Raw genomic sequence first — 15,183 nt, 5'->3', positions numbered from 1 at the left:
GCTCCGGCCGTCACGCGCGGCCGCCGGTTCGCGGCCGTCACCTCGGAGCGGGCTGGCAGCGCGGGCACCAGAACGCGGTGCGCTCGCCCTGCCCGGCCCGGCCGCCCTGCCCGGCGCGCTCGATCCGCGTCCCGCAGCGCCGGCAGGGCCGCCCGGCCCGCCCGTAGACCCAGTGCTCCCGCCCGCGGCCCCGGTCGCCGGTGGTGATGTGGCCGTGCCGCTCCTTGTTGGCGTCCAGCAGGCGGTGAGACAGCTCCACGAGCGCCGGCAGGTCGGGGACGTCCCCGACCCGGGTCCACGGGTTCACGCCCCGCAGGAACAGCACCTCGGCCTTGTAGACGTTGCCGATGCCCGCGAGCCGCGTCTGGTCGAGCAGCGCGTCGCCGACGGCGCGCTCGGGCCGCTCCGCGAGCCGCGCGACGGCCTCGGCGGCCGTCTCCGCTCCCCACGAGGGGTCGAGGAGATCGGGGCCGAGATGCCCGACGGCCCCGTCCTCCTCGGCGGTGCGCAGCAGTTCGACCACGCCCAGCGAGTAGCCGACCGCCTGCCACTCCGCGTTCGCCAGCACCAGCCGGATCGCGTGGTAGCGCGGCACCGGCCCCGCCCGGCGGATCTGCCAGTGCCCCTCCATCATGAGGTGCGTGTGGACGGTGAGCCCGCCCTCGACCCGGGTGAGGAGGTGCTTGCCCCGCGAGACCGCGTCCAGGACCGTCCGCCCGCGCAGGTCGGCGGTGGCGAGCCGGGGGACGCGGAAGTCCGAGCATGTGAGCACCCGCCCGGCGAGCGCCTCGCGCAGGCGCCGGGCGGTGAGCCAGACGACGTCTCCTTCCGGCATGGCTCAGATGTAGGAGGGGCTCTCCCAGGCGGACGGGTCCTCGGTGAGCTTGCGGACGGGGTCGGGCAGCTCCCCGGCCGCGATGTGCGCGAGCGTGACCTGCTCCAGGATGGCCCGCTCGCTCGCGCGCAGCGCGATCCAGACCTCCTGCAGGGAACGCGCGGGCCCTTCGTACCCGACGTGCTCGGGGCGCTCGCCCCGGACGCCGAGCAGCGGCCCGTCGATGGCGCGGATGATGTCGGCGAGGGAGATCCGCTCGGCGGGCCGCGCCAGCCAGTAGCCGCCCTCGGGGCCGCGCTGGCTCCTGATGATGCCGGACCGGCGCAGCTGGCCGAGGATGTTCTCCAGGAACTTGGGCGGGATCTGCTGGGCCTCGGCGAGCTGGACCGCGGTCACCGGGTGACTCCCGGCGACCGACAGTTCGGCCGCGGCGCGCAACGCGTAATCGACCCGGGCGGACAATCGCATGGTCGTATTATCCCTTGCCGATCGGACCGGTCGGGCATCCGGCCCGCGGGCCGGGCCCGGAGCGCGGCGTGGCGCGCCCGCCGGGACCGGGCTCCGTCTCCGGCGGGCGCGCCACGGGTCTAGCCCGCCGAGCCCGGGGAGCCGGTCAGCCCGAGGAGCTCCGCGGCGGCCTGGGCGTTGGCGGCGGCGGCGCCGTAGGTGGCCAGGTAGACGGCCGATCCGGGACGCCACACGGGCAGCCCCATCTCCACGACGACCGTGTCGGGGCGGGCGGTCAGCAGGGCCGCGGCGAGGGCCCGCTGGCCGGCGTGCCGGTGCGCGTCGCGCAGCACGACGATCAGTCCGCGGCCCTTGGCGCGGTCCAGGATCCGGTCCGCCGCCCCGTCCCCGCCGGCGGCCCGGACGGCGTCGGGCGCCCACGGGTGCAGCCCCCACGGGGTCGGGCCGACGGCGATGTTCCCGCTCGCCTCGGTCTCGACGACCAGCGGCGGCCCGGCCCAGCCTGGGAGCGCTCCCGTGACCCGCACGGCGCGGCGGGCGGCCTCCAGCCCGGCGGCGCGGTCCACGGCGGCGGGGCTGTGCCCGGCGAGCCACTCCCTGAGGCGCGCGGTGCGGTCCGCCGCGTCCAGCAGCCGGGCGGCCGGCAGCCGTCCGGTCCGCACCGCGGCGTCGATCGCGGCGAGCGTCGCCTCGACGGTCGCGGCGTGCTCGCGCGGGCCGAGGCACAGCAGGTCGGCGCCCGCGATGAGGGCCCGCACGGACGCCTCCGGGATGCCGATCGCGCCGCTCGCGCCCTCCATGTCGAGCGCGTCGGTGACGATCACGCCCTGGTAGCCGAGGTGCTCGCGGAGCAGCCCGGTGATCGCGGCGCGCGACAGGGTCGCCGGCGCGCCCCGCGTGATCGACGGCAGGTTCAGGTGGCCGGTCATCACCGCGCGGGTGCCGGCGGCGATCGCGGCGCGGAACGGGACCAGCTCGCGGCGGTCCAGCAGCTCCAGGTCGGCGTCGACGAGCGGGATCGACAGGTGCGAGTCGTCCACCGTCGCGCCGTGCCCGGGGAAGTGCTTCGCGCAGGCCGCGACGCCCGCCTCCTGCGTCCCGGTGACGGACGCGGCGGCGTGCCGGGCGACCAGCTCCGGATCGGAGCCGAACGAGCGGGTCCCGATGACGGGGTTGTCGTCGGCGGTGTTCACGTCCACCGACGGCGCGAAGTTGACGTTGACGCCGACCTCGGCCAGCTCGGCGCCCAGCGAGCGGTAGATGCGCCGGGTCAGCTCCGGGTCGTCCACGGCGCCGAGCGCCGCGTTGCCCGGGTAGGGGCTGCCCGTGGCGTGCCCGCCGAGCCGGGTGACGTCGCCGCCCTCCTCGTCGATCGCGATGAACGGGTCGCCCGCCGTGCGCATCCGCGCGGTGAGCGCGGCGAGCGACTCCGGGCTCGGCACGTTGCCGGTGAGGGCGAAGAGCGTCACGCCCGCGAGGCCGGACTCCAGCTCGTCCAGCAGCCAGCGCGGCGCGGTCGCCCCCGGGAACGACGGGAGCAGCGTGCCGCGCGCCAGCCGGGCGATCTCCGCCGTGGTCGCGATGTCGTCGGTCGTCACCCCTTCACCGCCCCGGCGGTGAGGCCGGACACCATGCGGCGCTGGACGAGCAGGAAGAAGGCGATGACGGGAATGGTGAGCAGCGTGGACGCTGCCATGATGGGCCCCCAGGCGTTGCCGCTGCGGCCGAAGAAGAACTGCAGCATGATCGGCAGGGTGTACTTGTTCTGGTCCTCGAGGAACGTGTAGGCGAAGATGAACTCGTTCCAGGCGGTGATGAAGGAGAAGATGCTGGTCGCGACCAGTCCGGGCGCGACGAGCGGGAGCATGACCGTGAAGAACGTCCGGACCGGGCCGGCGCCGTCGATGGCGGCCGCCTCCTCCAGTTCGCGCGGCACCGCGGCGACGAAGCCCCGCAGCATCCAGATCGCGAACGGCACCGCGAACCCGATGTAGACGAGCGAGAGGCCCGCCAGGCTGTTGAGCAGGTCGAGCTGCTTCAGGTCGAGGAACAGCGGGATGACCAGCGCCTCCAGCGGCACCATCTGCACCACCAGGAGCATCACGAGGAAGGTGGTGCGGAACCGGAAGCGGAACCGGGCGACGGCGGTGGCGGCCATCAGCGCGAGCAGGCCGGACGCGAGGACGGTGACGAGGGCGAGGACCGCGCTGTTCGCGAAGTACTCCCAGAAGGAGACCTCGGCGATGCCGCCGTTCAGCACCAGGTCGAAGTGCTCCAGCGTCGGGTGGGCGGGGAGCGGCTTCGGCGTCGTGCTGAAGATCTCGGTGTTCGGCTTGAACGCGGTGGACGCCATCCAGAAGACGGGGAACACCGCGACGGCGAAGACGAGCAGCCCCGTCCCGTTCAGCAGCACCCTGCGCGGCAGGCGTCTCATCGTGGGGGGACGACCCCCCGCGCCCCCCGGGCGCTGCGCGGTGGTGAGCCTCATCGCGTCTCCCCCTGTCGGACCATGACCCGCACGTACAGGGCGGTGACGATGAGCAGGATGAACGTGAGCACGAGCGCGATCGCCGAGCCCATGCCGAGCTTCGGATTGAGCGAGCCGAACGCCTCGGAGTAGGCGTACAGCGACAGGTTGAACGCGTCGCGGTTCGCCAGCCCGGACATGATGAACAGCTGCGTGAAGACCTTGAAGTCCCAGATGATCGACATGACGAGCAGCACCATGAAGATCGGCTTGAGCATCGGGTAGGTGATGCTCCAGAACGTCCGCCACGGGCCGGAGCCGTCCACCCGGGCCGCCTCGTACAGCTCGCCGGGGACGCTCTTCAGGCCGGCCAGGACGGACACCGCGACGAACGGGCACGCCTGCCACACCACGCACACGGTCAGCACGGTGTAGGTGGACAGCGGCGTGGCGAACCAGTTGTAGTCGAGCCAGCCGCCGCCGACGAGGAAGTCCGGCAGCAGGTCCAGGGACCAGTTGACGAGGCCGCCGGTGGTGCCGAAGAGCCAGCTGAAGATGATCGCCGCGGTGACCGGCGGGGTCGCCCAGGCGACCATCACACCGCCGGCGACGAAGCCCGACATCTTCGTGCCGAGCTTGTGGAGCAGCAGGCCCACGAGCGTCCCGGCGAGGAGCGTCAGGCTCACCGCGACGACGGCGAACAGCACCGTGTGCCGCAGGGTCTGCCAGAAGAACGGGTCGTTGAGGATCTTGTCGAAGTTCTCGGCGCCCACCTGCTCGGCCGGTTCGCCGCGCAGCTGGCGGTTGCCGACCTTCTGGAACGACATGATCCCGATCTGGATCATCGGCCAGAACATCAGGACGGCGATCACGAGCACGGTCGGCGCGATCAGCAGGTAGGGCCCGAGGCGGGGCCGGCGGCGGGGGCGCGCCCGGCCGGAGGACCTCCGGCCGGGCGCTCTCCGCACCGCGGGTGCGGTGTCGAGCATGGACGTTCCGATCAGCCTGGACTACGGGTTCAGCAGCGTGTTGGCCTGCTCGTTCGCCTTGTTCATCTCCGCGCCGGCGTCCTTGCCCTGCATGATCGCCTTGACGGCGTTCGGCAGCACCTTCTTGGCCTGCTCGAACTCCGCCCAGCCGGCGCCGATCGGCGGGAACTTGGTGGTGGTCGCGATCTCGGTGAAGATCTCCAGCTTCGGGTCGGAGAACTTCACGTCCGAGCGCATGGACGAGAAGCCGCTGTAGTCGGCCCACGCCTTGGCGTTCTTGGCGTTGTTCAGGACCGTGATGTAGTCGAACGCCGCGGCCTTGGCCTTGCTGTCCTTCCAGACGGCGAGGTCGGAGCCGCCCGCCATGACCGGGGCGTTGCCGCCGGCCTTGCTCGGGATCGGGAAGACGCCCCACTTGTCGGCGTTCTTGTCGGAGACCTTCTTCATCTCCTTGAGCGCCCAGCTGCCGTCGATGTACATGCCGAGCTTGCCGAGCGCGAAGTCGCGCTGCGGGCCCTCCAGCTCGTTCTTGCCGATGTACTTCTCGGGCGCGACCTTCTCCGTGGCGACGAGCCCGGCGTAGTACTTCACGGCCTCGACGGCCGCGGGCTGGTCCAACTGGCCCTTCCAGCCGCCGCCGCCGTCGGCGGCGGCCACCTCGCCGTTGTTGCCCCAGATGAAGCTGAGCAGGGCGTTGGTCTGGTCGCTCGGGATGCCGATGCCGGGGACCTTCTTCTCGTCCTGCACCTTCTTCGCGGCGGCGCTGAGGTCGGCCCAGCTCTTCGGCGGCTGGATGCCGAGCTCCTGGAACCAGTCCGTGCGGTACCAGACGCCGCGGACGCCGCCGTACCACGGCACCGCGTAGGTCTTGCCGTCGGCGGTGTCGTTCTCGAGCGCGGTCTTGCTGAGCGTCTTGCCGTCCGCCCAGCCCTTGAACTCGTCGCTGACGTCGGCGAGGCTGCCCTGCTCGACGTGGGACTGGACGTCGGTGTTGCCGAGCTCGGTGACGTCCGGGCCCTCGCCGCCCGCCGCCGCCTTCTGGAAGGTGGTGGCGACCTGCGGCCACGGGACGTACTTGATCTGGACGTCGGTGCCCGGGTGCTTCTGCTTGAACTCCGTCTCGACGTCGTCGAGGAACTTGGTCTGCTCCGGCGTCCCGTCGCCCATCATCCAGACCTTGAGCTGCGCCGGGTCCTTCTCGGCGCCGGCCTCGTCGTCCTTGCTGTCGCCGCCGCAGGCCGTGGCGGCCAGGGCGATCGCGGCCGCCGCGGCCGCAATCTTGATGTACTTCACTGGGGGATCCTTTCCGGCGTCGCCTCGCGCGGCCTTGTGGCCTGCGGTGCGAGGGAGGCGGCCCGGACCCTTTAGGGTCCTGGCCATGCCCTCCTCGCGTTCGCATCGCTCGCGGGCGCCCTGCTCGCCAGTCCGCGCTCTGCGCGCGCCCCCGGCCGGGGTACCGGTCCGGTCGGCGCTTGGGCGTAAACTAACAAGAAACTTTCCTAAACAAAACTGCTCGTTAGCGGATTGAGACATCGAGGGGACCGGCATGGCCAGACGCCCGGGAACACCGAGGCTGCTGCGTGAGCTCAACGACCGTGCGGCGCTGGACCTGCTCGTCGAGCAGGGCCCGCTGACCCGCGCGCAGATCGGCGAGCACACCGGGCTATCGAAGGTAACCGCTTCGCAGCTGTTGTCGAGACTGGAGGACCGCGGGCTGGTGTCGGTCGTCGGCGAGCAGGCCGGGGGGCGGGGGCCCAACGCCGCCCTGTACGCCGTCGTCCCGTCCAGCGCCTACGTCGCCGGCCTGGAGGTCGGGCCGGACGGGATCACCGCCGGGGTGGCCGACATCACCGGGCACATCGCCGCCCAGGTCACCGTGGACCCGAACGGCGCCGACGAGCCGGTGAGGACGGTGCACGACGCCGTCGTCAAGGCGTGCCGCTCCGCCAAGGTCGCGGTGTCGAAGCTGAGCGCCTTCGTCATCGGGACGCCCGGCGTCGTCGACCCGCGCTCCGGCGACGTCCAGTTCGCCTTCGACCTGCCGTCCTGGCACGAGGGCGTCCTCGCCGCGCTGCGGACCGACCTGCGCCGGCCGGTCACCATCGAGAACGACGTCAACCTCGCCGCCATCGCCGAACGGGCGTACGGCTCCGCGCGGGACGCCGACGACTTCGCGCTGATGTGGTTCGACCGCGGCATGGGCCTGTCGATCATGCTCGGCGGCCGGCTGCACCGCGGCCGGTGGGGCGGTGCCGGGGAGATCGGCTACCTGCCGGTGCCCGGCGCGCCGCTGCCGCTCGGCGCGGCCCGGCGCGGCCCGAAGGACGAGGGCGTCACCGAGTCGATGTCCTGGAACATCCCGACCCTCTCCGGCGGGTACGGCGCCCTGGTCGGCGCGGACGCCGTCCGGGCCCTCGCCCACCAGCACGGGATCGCCGAGGCCACCGCGTTCGACTGCGTCAGCGCCGCGGCCGCCGACGAGGACCGCGGCGGGCCGTTCCTGGACGAGCTCGCCACCCGCATCTCCTACGGCGTGACCTCGGTCAACATCGTCCTGGACCCGGGGCTCGTCGTCGTGTCGGGCAGCCTGGGCCGGGCCGGCGGGCGCCCGCTCGCCGCCCGGATAGAGCGGATCGTCGGCCGGATCAGTCCGACCCGTCCCACCGTGGCCGTGACCGAGGTGGAGGGCAACCCGGTGTTGCGCGGCGCCCTGCACGCGGCTTTGCAGCAGGCCCGCGACGACGTGTTCTCGGCGGACGGGAAGTCCTAGGGAGGTTCCGGGCCCGTGCCGAAAAAGGAAGTGCCTCCGCCGTGACGGCGGAGGCACTTTCCTTGCGTGGAACGTTCCTCTGCGCGTTCCCTGCGCGGCGCCCTACTTGGCGGCCGCCAAGTAGGGCGCCGCGACGGCGGCCTCCTTGCGGCGCCGCGGGTCGTTCAACGCGCGGTCGATGACGGTCTGGCTGATGATCTGGCGCTTGCGCCGGAGCGCGGCGGCCTTCCGTGCCGTAGGTGTCATGGCGAAACCCCGTTCCGCGGTGACGCTTTCCCCTTGGCCACCGCAAACCCCGTGATGCCCTCATGCTCTCAAACGAGAGAGGGCGGGGGATCCGTCCGAGGAATGAAATCGAGGTAAGACCTCCAGCGTAGGACGCCCTGGGCGGCACCGGCGCCGCCCCTGGGATCATGGAGGGGAACGCCGTCCCGAACCCACCCGTTGGGAGAAACCGTGAGCGAAGAACCGAAGGGCCGCCATGGCGCTGCGTGACCGGCTGCGGCGGCTCGTCCAGAAGCCGGGCAGCGCCGACCTGACGCCCTTCCGCGCCCTGGTGGACGAGGCGGGGAAGCGCGAGTCCCGCGTCCGGGAGCTGTCCGACGGCGAGCTGACCGCCGCCGCGTCCGCCCTGCGCGCGGAGGAGGGCCGCGACGGCGACCAGGACCTCGCCGAGCTGTGCGCCCTCGGCCGGGAGGCCGCCCGCCGGACGCTCGGGGAGCGGCCGTACGACGTCCAGCTGATCGGGACGCTGGCGCTGCTGTCCGGGCACGTCGCCGAGATGGCCACCGGCGAGGGCAAGACACTGGCCGGGGCGCTGGCCGCCGCCGGGTACGCGCTGCGGGGCCGGCGGGTCCACGTGCTGTCGGTCAACGACTACCTGGCCCGGCGCGACGCCGAGTGGATGGGGCCGCTCTACGCGATGCTGGGCGTCTCCGCCGGCTGGGTCGGGCAGTCGTCCACGCCCGGTCAGCGGCGCGCCGCCTACGCGGCCGACGTGACGTACGCGCCGGTCAGCGAGGTCGGGTTCGACCTCCTCCGGGACCGGCTCGTCACCGACGCCGCCGACGCCGTGCTGCCCCCGCCGTCCGTCGCGCTGATCGACGAGGCCGACTCGGTGCTGGTGGACGAGGCCATGGTGCCGCTCGTCCTCGCCGGCGCCGCCGACCTCGACGCCGCCGACCCCCGGTACGCCGACCTCGTCCGCCGGCTGCGGCCCGGCCTGCACTACGCGGCCGACGACGAGGCGCGCAACGTCCAGCTCACGCCCGCCGGGACGCGCGAGGTCGAACGCGTCCTCGGCCTCGACCTCTACGCGCCCGAGAACCTCCGCACGCTCACCGCCGTGAACGTGGCCCTGCACGCCGAGGTCCTGCTGCACCGCGACGTCGACTACATCGTCCGGGACGGCGCGGTCAAGCTGATCAGCGAGTCGCGCGGGCGGGTCGCCCTCCTGCAGCGCTGGCCGGACGGCCTGCAGGCCGCGGTCGAGGCGAAGGAGGCCCTGGAGGCGTCCCCGAGCGGCGAGATCCTCGACTCGATCACCGTGCAGGAGCTGATCGGGCGGTATCCCGTCCGGTGCGGCATGACCGGCACCGCGATGGCCGTGTCCGGCCAGCTCACCGAGTTCTACGGGCTGCAGATCGCGGTGGTCCCGCCGAACCGGCCGTGCGTCCGCGACGACCGCCCCGACCGCCTCTACGCGACCGCCGCCGACAAGGAGGTCGCGATCGTCGAGGAGATCGCCGCCGCGCACGCCGCCGGCCGCCCGGTGCTCGTCGGCACCGGCGACGTCGCCGAGTCCGAGCGGCTCGCCCGCAGCCTCGCCCGCGCCGGGCTCGACCGGGTCGTCCTCAACGCCAAGAACGACGCGGAGGAGGCCGCGATCATCGCCGAGGCCGGCGCGTCCGGCGCGATCACCGTCTCCACGCAGATGGCGGGCCGCGGCACCGACATCCGCCTCGGCGGCAGCCCGCCCGCCGCCCCCGGCACCGCCCCCGCCGACACGCCCGGCTCCGACCACGACCGCGTCGCCGAGGCCGGCGGCCTGCTCGTCATCGGCACCGGCCGCTACCACAGCAGCCGCCTGGACGACCAGCTCCGCGGCCGGGCCGGCCGCCAGGGCGACCCCGGCGCCTCCGTCTTCTTCACGAGCCTCCAGGACGACCTCGTCGCCCGCTACGCCCCCGACGAGAAGACCAAGGCCGCCTCGGACGACGACGGCCTCATCACCGACAAGGGCGCCCACTGGATCGTCGGCCACGCCCAGCGCGTCGCCGAGGGCGTCGACCTGGAACTGCACCGCAACACCTGGCGCTACAACCACCTGATCGGGCTGCAGCGCCGCGAGCTGCTCACCGAACGCGACGCCGTCCTGACCGGCGACGCCGCCGACCGGGCCATGGCCGAGTCCGCCCCCGCCAAGCACGCCGAGCTCGCCAAGGCCGCCGGCGCGGACGCGGTGGCCGCCGCCGCGCGGCAGATCGTCCTCTACCAGCTGGACCGCTGCTGGGCCGAGCACCTCGCCTACCTCGCCGACCTGCGCGAGGGCATCCACCTGCGGTCGCTCGGCCGCGGGCTCGACCCGCTGGTCGAGTTCAACCGCGAGGCCGTCCCGGCGGGCAAGCGCCTCCTCCCCGACGCCCGGGAACGCTCCGTCGCCGCCTTCGAGGCCCTCACCGCCACCGAGGACGGCATCGACCTCGACTCCGCCGGCCTGCGGCGCCCGTCGGCCACCTGGACCTACCTCGTCCACGACAACCCCTTCGGCTCCCTGGACGAACGCGCCCTCCGCGGCCTGATAGCCATGTTCAAACGCCGCTGACCCCACCCCACCCGGGCGGGTCAGGAGCGGAGGCGGAGGCCGCGGGGGGTCGGGTGGAAGCCCGCCGACTCCAGCGCGGCGGCCAGCGGGGAGTCGTTGATCGCCTCGCCGTCGGCGCGTTCGACGGTCAGCTTGCCGAGCGCGCCCTCGCGGACGGCCAGGGCGAGCGCGTCCACCGCCGGTCGCAGGACGTCGGGGTTGTCGTCCCAGGTGAGGAGCGTCCGCCCGCCGCGTTCGACGTAGAGGACGAGGCGGCCCTCGACCAGCGCCACCAGCGCGCCCGCCTTGCGGCCGGGCTTGTGGCCGCTGGCGACCTCGTCGTCGCGTCCCGGCCAGGGCAGCGCGGCCCCGTACGGGTTGGCGGGGTCGGCGGCGGCCAGGACCAGGGCGCGGACGTCGGGCTTGCGGGGCGTCTCCCAGAGCGCGGAGATGTCGTCCGGGGCGGCGGCCGCGGGGCGGAGGGCGCGGAGCCGGTCGACGGCGCCGGGCAGGGCGAACTGGGCCGCGCCCAGGCCCTCCACGAAGTAGCCCCGGCGGCACCGGCCCGTCTCCTCGAACGCGCGCAGCACCGGGTAGACGGCCGAGAACCCGCCGGGGGTGCGCTCGGCCGCGACGGCTCCGCGGATGACGATGCCGTACCGCTCCAGGAGCGCCTCGGCGAGGGCGTGCGAGCGCAGCGTCGCCGCGGTCTCCCGTTGCGGGAGCGGCCACCAGCGTCCGGCGACCGTGGGCGGGCCCGTCCGGGACGGCAGGACGGGCCGCCCGCGCCGCGTCGTCCTGGAACGGTGGGCGGGGCGGCCGGACCCCAGCGCGGCCCGCAGCGGGGCCATCGTGTCGTTGGTGAGGCGCCCGGACCACACGAGGTCCCACAGGGCGGTGACGAGGTCGGCGTCGTTCGCGGTGACGTCCCTGTTGACCCGGTCGGACAGCGTGCGGAAGAAGTGGGCGCCGCCGTCGCCCAGCGCGTCCAGGACGGCCCGGTGCACCGGCGTGAGCGTGATCTCCGCGGGCTCCGGCATGAGGAGCGGCGCGGTGTCGGCCAGGTAGAGCGCCACCCAGCCGTCGCCGCCGGGCAGGCCGCCCTGGCCCGCCCACACGACCTCGCCCGCCGACGTCAGCTCGTCCAGCATGGCCGGGGTGTAGCCGGCCACCCGGGACGGCAGGACCAGCGACTCCAGCGCCGACGCGGGGACGGCCGCGCCCTGCAGCTGCTCGATCGCCTGGACGAGCGCGTCGACGCCCCGCAGCCGCGACCCGCCCGAGATGCCGTGCCAGACCGGCAGGAAGCGGCCGAGCGACTCCGGCGGGGACGGCTCCACCTCGGCGCGGAGCCGCGCCAGGCTCCGGCGCCGCAGCATGCGCAGCACCCCGGTGTCGCACCATTCGGTCGTGAGCGGGCCCGCGACGGCCTCGACGGGCAGGAACTCGCCCTCGACCACCCGGCCCGCGCCGGCCAGCCGCCGCAGCGTCTCGACGACCACGGCGACGCCCAGCCCGAACCGCGCGGCGGCATCGCCCGCCCGGAACGGCCCGTGCGTGCGCGCGTACCGGGAGACCAGGTCGCCGAGCGGGTCGTCCACCGGTTCGAGGAACGCCTCCGGGACGCCCACCGGCAGCGGCGCCCCGAGCGCGTCGCGCAGGCGCCCGGCGTCCTCGATCGCGGCCCAGCGCTCCTCGCCCGCGACCCTGACCCTGATCGCGCGCCGCGTCCCCTCCAGCTCCACCAGCCACCGCGCCACCTGAGCCACGGCCGTGGCGGCGGGCCGTTCCGCGCGCCCGGCGGCGCCCGGACCGGCCAGCGCCTCGCCATGGCCGCCTTCGGCGTCGTCCCGTGCCGGCTGTCCCCCATCGGCCGGGGAGGCACCGCCGTCATCGGCGCCCGGCCGGCCGTCCTCGCCGTCGGGGGACGGGTCGCCGGGCCGGACGCCGTAGGCGCTGACGTCGACGGCGGCGACGGCGGCGGCCGGGAGGAGGGTGCGTTCGGCGGCCTCCGCCGTGGTGAGGGGCCCCAGCGTGCGGAGGAGGTCGGCGACGCCCTCCAGGTCGCGGGCGCGGCGGTCGGCCGCCAGGCGCTGCAGCTCGCGCTCGGTCTCGGCGACGGCGTCGGGGTCGAGCAGCTCGCGCAGGTCGGCCTGGCCGAGCAGCTCCGCGAGCAGCGCCGAGTCGAGCGCGAGCGCCTGGGCGCGGCGTTCGGCCAGCGGGGAGTCGCCCTCGTACATGAACGCGCCGACGTAGTGGAACAGCAGCGAGCGCGCGTAGGGCGACGGCTCGGGCGTCTCCACCTCGACCATGCGGACCTTGCGGCCCGACAGGTCGCGCATCAGCTGCACGAGGCCGGGGACGTCGAACACGTCCTGCAGGCACTCGCGCATGGTCTCCAGCACGATCGGGAACGACGGGTACTTGCTCGCGACGGCGAGGAGCTGCGCGGCGCGCTGGCGCTGCTGCCAGAGCGGCATGCGCTTGTCCGGACGGCGGCGGGGGAGCAGCAGCGAGCGGGCGGCGCACTCGCGGAACCGGGCGGCGAACAGCGCCGAGCCGCCCAGCTCGTCCACGACGACGCGCTCGATGTCGTCGGCGTCGAAGACGGCGAGGTCGAGGCCGGGCGGCTCGTCCATGTCCGGGATGCGGATGACGATGCCGTCGTCGGCGTGCATGGCCTGCGCGTCGACGTCGTACCGCTCGCGCAGGCGGCCCGCCATGGCGAGCGCCCAGGGCGCGTGCACGCGCGCGCCCAGCGGGGAGTGGACGACCATCCGCCAGTCGCCGAGTTCGTCGCGGAAGCGCTCGACGACCATCGTGCGGTCGTCGGGCACGTGCCCGGTGGCCTCCCGCTGCTCGGTCACGTAGGAGACGAGGTTCGCGGACGCCCACGCGTCCAGCCCGGCGGCGGAGACGCGGCTCCGGGCCTCCTCGGCGGGCAGGCCGGCCAGCTCGCGGGTGAACGAGCCGAGCGCGCGGCCCAGCTCGGCCGGGCGCCCGAGGGTGTCGCCGTGCCAGAACGGCAGCTTGCCGGGCTGGCCGGGGGCGGGGGAGACGAGGACGCGGTCGGGCGTGATGTCCTCGATGCGCCACGAGCTGGCGCCCAGGACGAACACGTCGCCGACGCGCGACTCGTAGACCATCTCCTCGTCCAGCTCGCCCACGCGCGAGGACTTCTCGCCGACGAGGAACACGCCGAACAGGCCGCGGTCGGGGATCGTGCCGCCGCTCGTCACGGCGAGGCGCTGCGCGCCGGGGCGGTCGCGCAGGACGCCGGTGACGCGGTCCCACACGAGGCGGGGACGGAGTTCGCCGAACTCGTCGCTGGGGTAGCGGCCGGCGAGCATGTCGAGGGTCGCCTCCAGCGCCGTGCGCGGGAGGGTCGCGTAGGGGGCGGCGCGCCTGGCGAGCGATTCGAGGTCGTCGACCGTCCATTCGTCCATGGAGACCATCGCGACGATCTGCTGCGCGAGGACGTCCAGGGGGTTGCGCGGGTAGCGCAGCTCCTCGATCTCGCCGCCGCGCATGCGCTCGGCCACCACCGTCGTCTGGACGAGGTCGCCGCGGTACTTGGGGAAGATCACGCCCTTGGACACGGCCCCGACCTGGTGGCCCGCGCGCCCGACCCGCTGGAGCCCGTTGGCCACCGACGGCGGCGACTCCACCTGGACGACCAGGTCGACGGCGCCCATGTCGATGCCCAGCTCCAGGCTGGACGTCGCCACGACCGCCGGGAGCCGGCCCTCCTTCAGGGCGTTCTCGATGCCGGCCCGCTCCTCCTTGGAGACCGAGCCGTGGTGCGCTCTGGCGATCTCCACGGGCGCGCCCCTGGCCGCGCCCGCCTGCGCCATCATGGCGGCGGGGGAGTGGTCTTCGGGCAGGGGCTCGCCCGTGGCCCGCTCGTAGGCGAGTTCGTTCAGCCGTCCGCAGAGCCGCTCGGCCAGCCGCCGCGAGTTCGCGAACACCAGCGTCGACCGGTGCGCCTGGATGAGGTCGAGCAGGCGGTCTTCGACATGGGGCCAGATGCTGCGCTGGCGGGGGTCGGCCGCACCGGAGTCGTCCACGAACTGGCCGACCTCGCCCATGTCCTCCACGGGGACGACGATGTCGAGGTCGAAGACCTTGTCGGACCGGGGCTGGACGACCGCGGCGGGCCGCGTCCCGCCGAGGAACGCCGCCACCTCCCCGGTGGGGCGGACGGTCGCCGACAGGCCGATCCGCTGCGCGGGCCGTTCGAGGAGGGCGTCGAGGCGTTCGAGGGACAGCGCCAGGTGCGCGCCGCGCTTGGTGCCCGCCACCGCGTGCACCTCGTCCACGATGACGGTCTCGACGCCGCGCAGCGACTCGCGCGCCCGCGAGGTGAGGATCAGGAACAGCGACTCGGGCGTCGTGATCAGGATGTCCGGCGGCTTGACGGCGAGCCGGCGACGCTCGTCGGCCGGGGTGTCGCCCGACCGCATCCCGACGCGGACGCCCGGCTCGGGCAGGCCGAGGCGCCGCGCCGCCTGCCGGATGCCGGTCAGCGGGGCGCGCAGGTTGCGCTCGACGTCGACCGCGAGGGCCTTCAGCGGCGATACGTACAGGACGCGGCAGCGCCGCAGCGGCTCGTCGGGGACGGGTTCGTGGGCGAGCCGGTCGAGGGACCACAGGAACGCGGCGAGGGTCTTGCCGGACCCCGTCGGCGCCACGACGAGGGTGTTGTCGCCGCCCGCGATCGACTCCCACGCCCCCGCCTGGGCCGGGGTGGGCGCGGCGAACGCCCCGGCGAACCAGGCGCGGGTCGCCGGGGAGAAGCGTTCGAGCACGTCATCGCCCATGGCGCCATCCTGCCTCGCGGGTACGACAGAA

10 protein-coding genes are annotated in these 15,183 nt (G+C 74.1%); 2 read left to right on the top strand and 8 right to left on the bottom strand.

All coding sequences use genetic code 11. The features are described 5' to 3' along the window. Positions 1 to 37: 37 nt before the first annotated feature. The 6 genes from SM611_RS10305 to SM611_RS10280 form a co-directional block, all read right to left on the bottom strand. Entirely contained in the window at positions 38 to 835 is a 798-nt protein-coding gene (locus tag SM611_RS10305; protein ID WP_371949050.1) for a DNA-formamidopyrimidine glycosylase family protein, read from the bottom strand. Between the two features lie 3 nt (positions 836 to 838). Beyond that, on the bottom strand, positions 839 to 1,303 hold the full coding sequence (locus SM611_RS10300; protein WP_371949049.1) for an RrF2 family transcriptional regulator: 465 nt from the start codon (positions 1,301 to 1,303) through the stop codon (positions 839 to 841). 119 nt (positions 1,304 to 1,422) lie between these two features. Beyond that, complete coding sequence (locus SM611_RS10295; protein WP_371949048.1) at positions 1,423 to 2,901, bottom strand: glycoside hydrolase family 3 protein; 1,479 nt, start codon at positions 2,899 to 2,901, stop codon at positions 1,423 to 1,425. After that, positions 2,898 to 3,791, bottom strand: coding sequence for a carbohydrate ABC transporter permease (locus tag SM611_RS10290; protein WP_371949046.1), 894 nt, complete (start codon positions 3,789 to 3,791; stop codon positions 2,898 to 2,900). Before SM611_RS10290 ends, SM611_RS10295 begins: the two co-directional genes overlap by 4 nt. Then, on the bottom strand, positions 3,788 to 4,759 hold the full coding sequence (locus tag SM611_RS10285) for a carbohydrate ABC transporter permease (protein ID WP_371949045.1): 972 nt from the start codon (positions 4,757 to 4,759) through the stop codon (positions 3,788 to 3,790). Before SM611_RS10285 ends, SM611_RS10290 begins: the two co-directional genes overlap by 4 nt. Positions 4,760 to 4,780: 21 nt before the next feature. Then, complete coding sequence (locus SM611_RS10280; RefSeq protein ID WP_371949043.1) at positions 4,781 to 6,052, bottom strand: extracellular solute-binding protein; 1,272 nt, start codon at positions 6,050 to 6,052, stop codon at positions 4,781 to 4,783. A 253-nt stretch (positions 6,053 to 6,305) separates the two neighbouring features. Between SM611_RS10280 and SM611_RS10275 the strand changes: the two genes are divergently transcribed. Continuing rightward, on the top strand, positions 6,306 to 7,529 hold the full coding sequence (locus SM611_RS10275; protein WP_371949041.1) for an ROK family transcriptional regulator: 1,224 nt from the start codon (positions 6,306 to 6,308) through the stop codon (positions 7,527 to 7,529). Between the two features lie 102 nt (positions 7,530 to 7,631). Here SM611_RS10275 and SM611_RS10270 read toward each other — a convergent pair whose 3' ends face one another. Next, entirely contained in the window at positions 7,632 to 7,775 is a 144-nt protein-coding gene (locus SM611_RS10270; RefSeq protein WP_371949040.1) for a hypothetical protein, read from the bottom strand. Between the two features lie 235 nt (positions 7,776 to 8,010). Between SM611_RS10270 and secA2 the strand changes: the two genes are divergently transcribed. Next, entirely contained in the window at positions 8,011 to 10,353 is a 2,343-nt protein-coding gene (gene secA2, locus SM611_RS10265) for an accessory Sec system translocase SecA2 (protein WP_371949038.1), read from the top strand. 20 nt (positions 10,354 to 10,373) lie between these two features. Here the strand turns inward: secA2 and SM611_RS10260 are convergent, their stop codons facing one another. Beyond that, positions 10,374 to 15,152 (bottom strand): Lhr family helicase, encoded by a 4,779-nt coding sequence (locus tag SM611_RS10260; RefSeq protein WP_371949036.1) that lies wholly within the window; start codon positions 15,150 to 15,152, stop codon positions 10,374 to 10,376. Between the last annotated feature and the right edge of the window lie 31 nt (positions 15,153 to 15,183).

It is taken from the genome of Actinomadura monticuli (assembly GCF_041463655.1).
In the GTDB taxonomy this organism is placed as follows: Bacteria; Actinomycetota; Actinomycetes; order Streptosporangiales; family Streptosporangiaceae; genus Spirillospora; species Spirillospora monticuli.
The sequence above is the reverse complement of the archived record's forward strand: the minus strand, read 5'-3'. Positions and strand labels throughout refer to the sequence as shown.

Coding starts and splice junctions, on each gene's coding strand:
- SM611_RS10305 (WP_371949050.1), bottom strand. CDS start 835: ATGCCGGAAGGAGACGTCGTCTGGCTCACCGCCCGGCGCCTGCGCGAG.
- SM611_RS10300 (WP_371949049.1), bottom strand. CDS start 1,303: ATGCGATTGTCCGCCCGGGTCGATTACGCGTTGCGCGCCGCGGCCGAA.
- SM611_RS10290 (WP_371949046.1), bottom strand. CDS start 3,791: ATGAGGCTCACCACCGCGCAGCGCCCGGGGGGCGCGGGGGGTCGTCCC.
- SM611_RS10285 (WP_371949045.1), bottom strand. CDS start 4,759: ATGCTCGACACCGCACCCGCGGTGCGGAGAGCGCCCGGCCGGAGGTCC.
- SM611_RS10275 (WP_371949041.1), top strand. CDS start 6,306: ATGGCCAGACGCCCGGGAACACCGAGGCTGCTGCGTGAGCTCAACGAC.
- SM611_RS10270 (WP_371949040.1), bottom strand. CDS start 7,775: ATGACACCTACGGCACGGAAGGCCGCCGCGCTCCGGCGCAAGCGCCAG.
- secA2 (WP_371949038.1), top strand. CDS start 8,011: ATGGCGCTGCGTGACCGGCTGCGGCGGCTCGTCCAGAAGCCGGGCAGC.
- SM611_RS10260 (WP_371949036.1), bottom strand. CDS start 15,152: ATGGGCGATGACGTGCTCGAACGCTTCTCCCCGGCGACCCGCGCCTGG.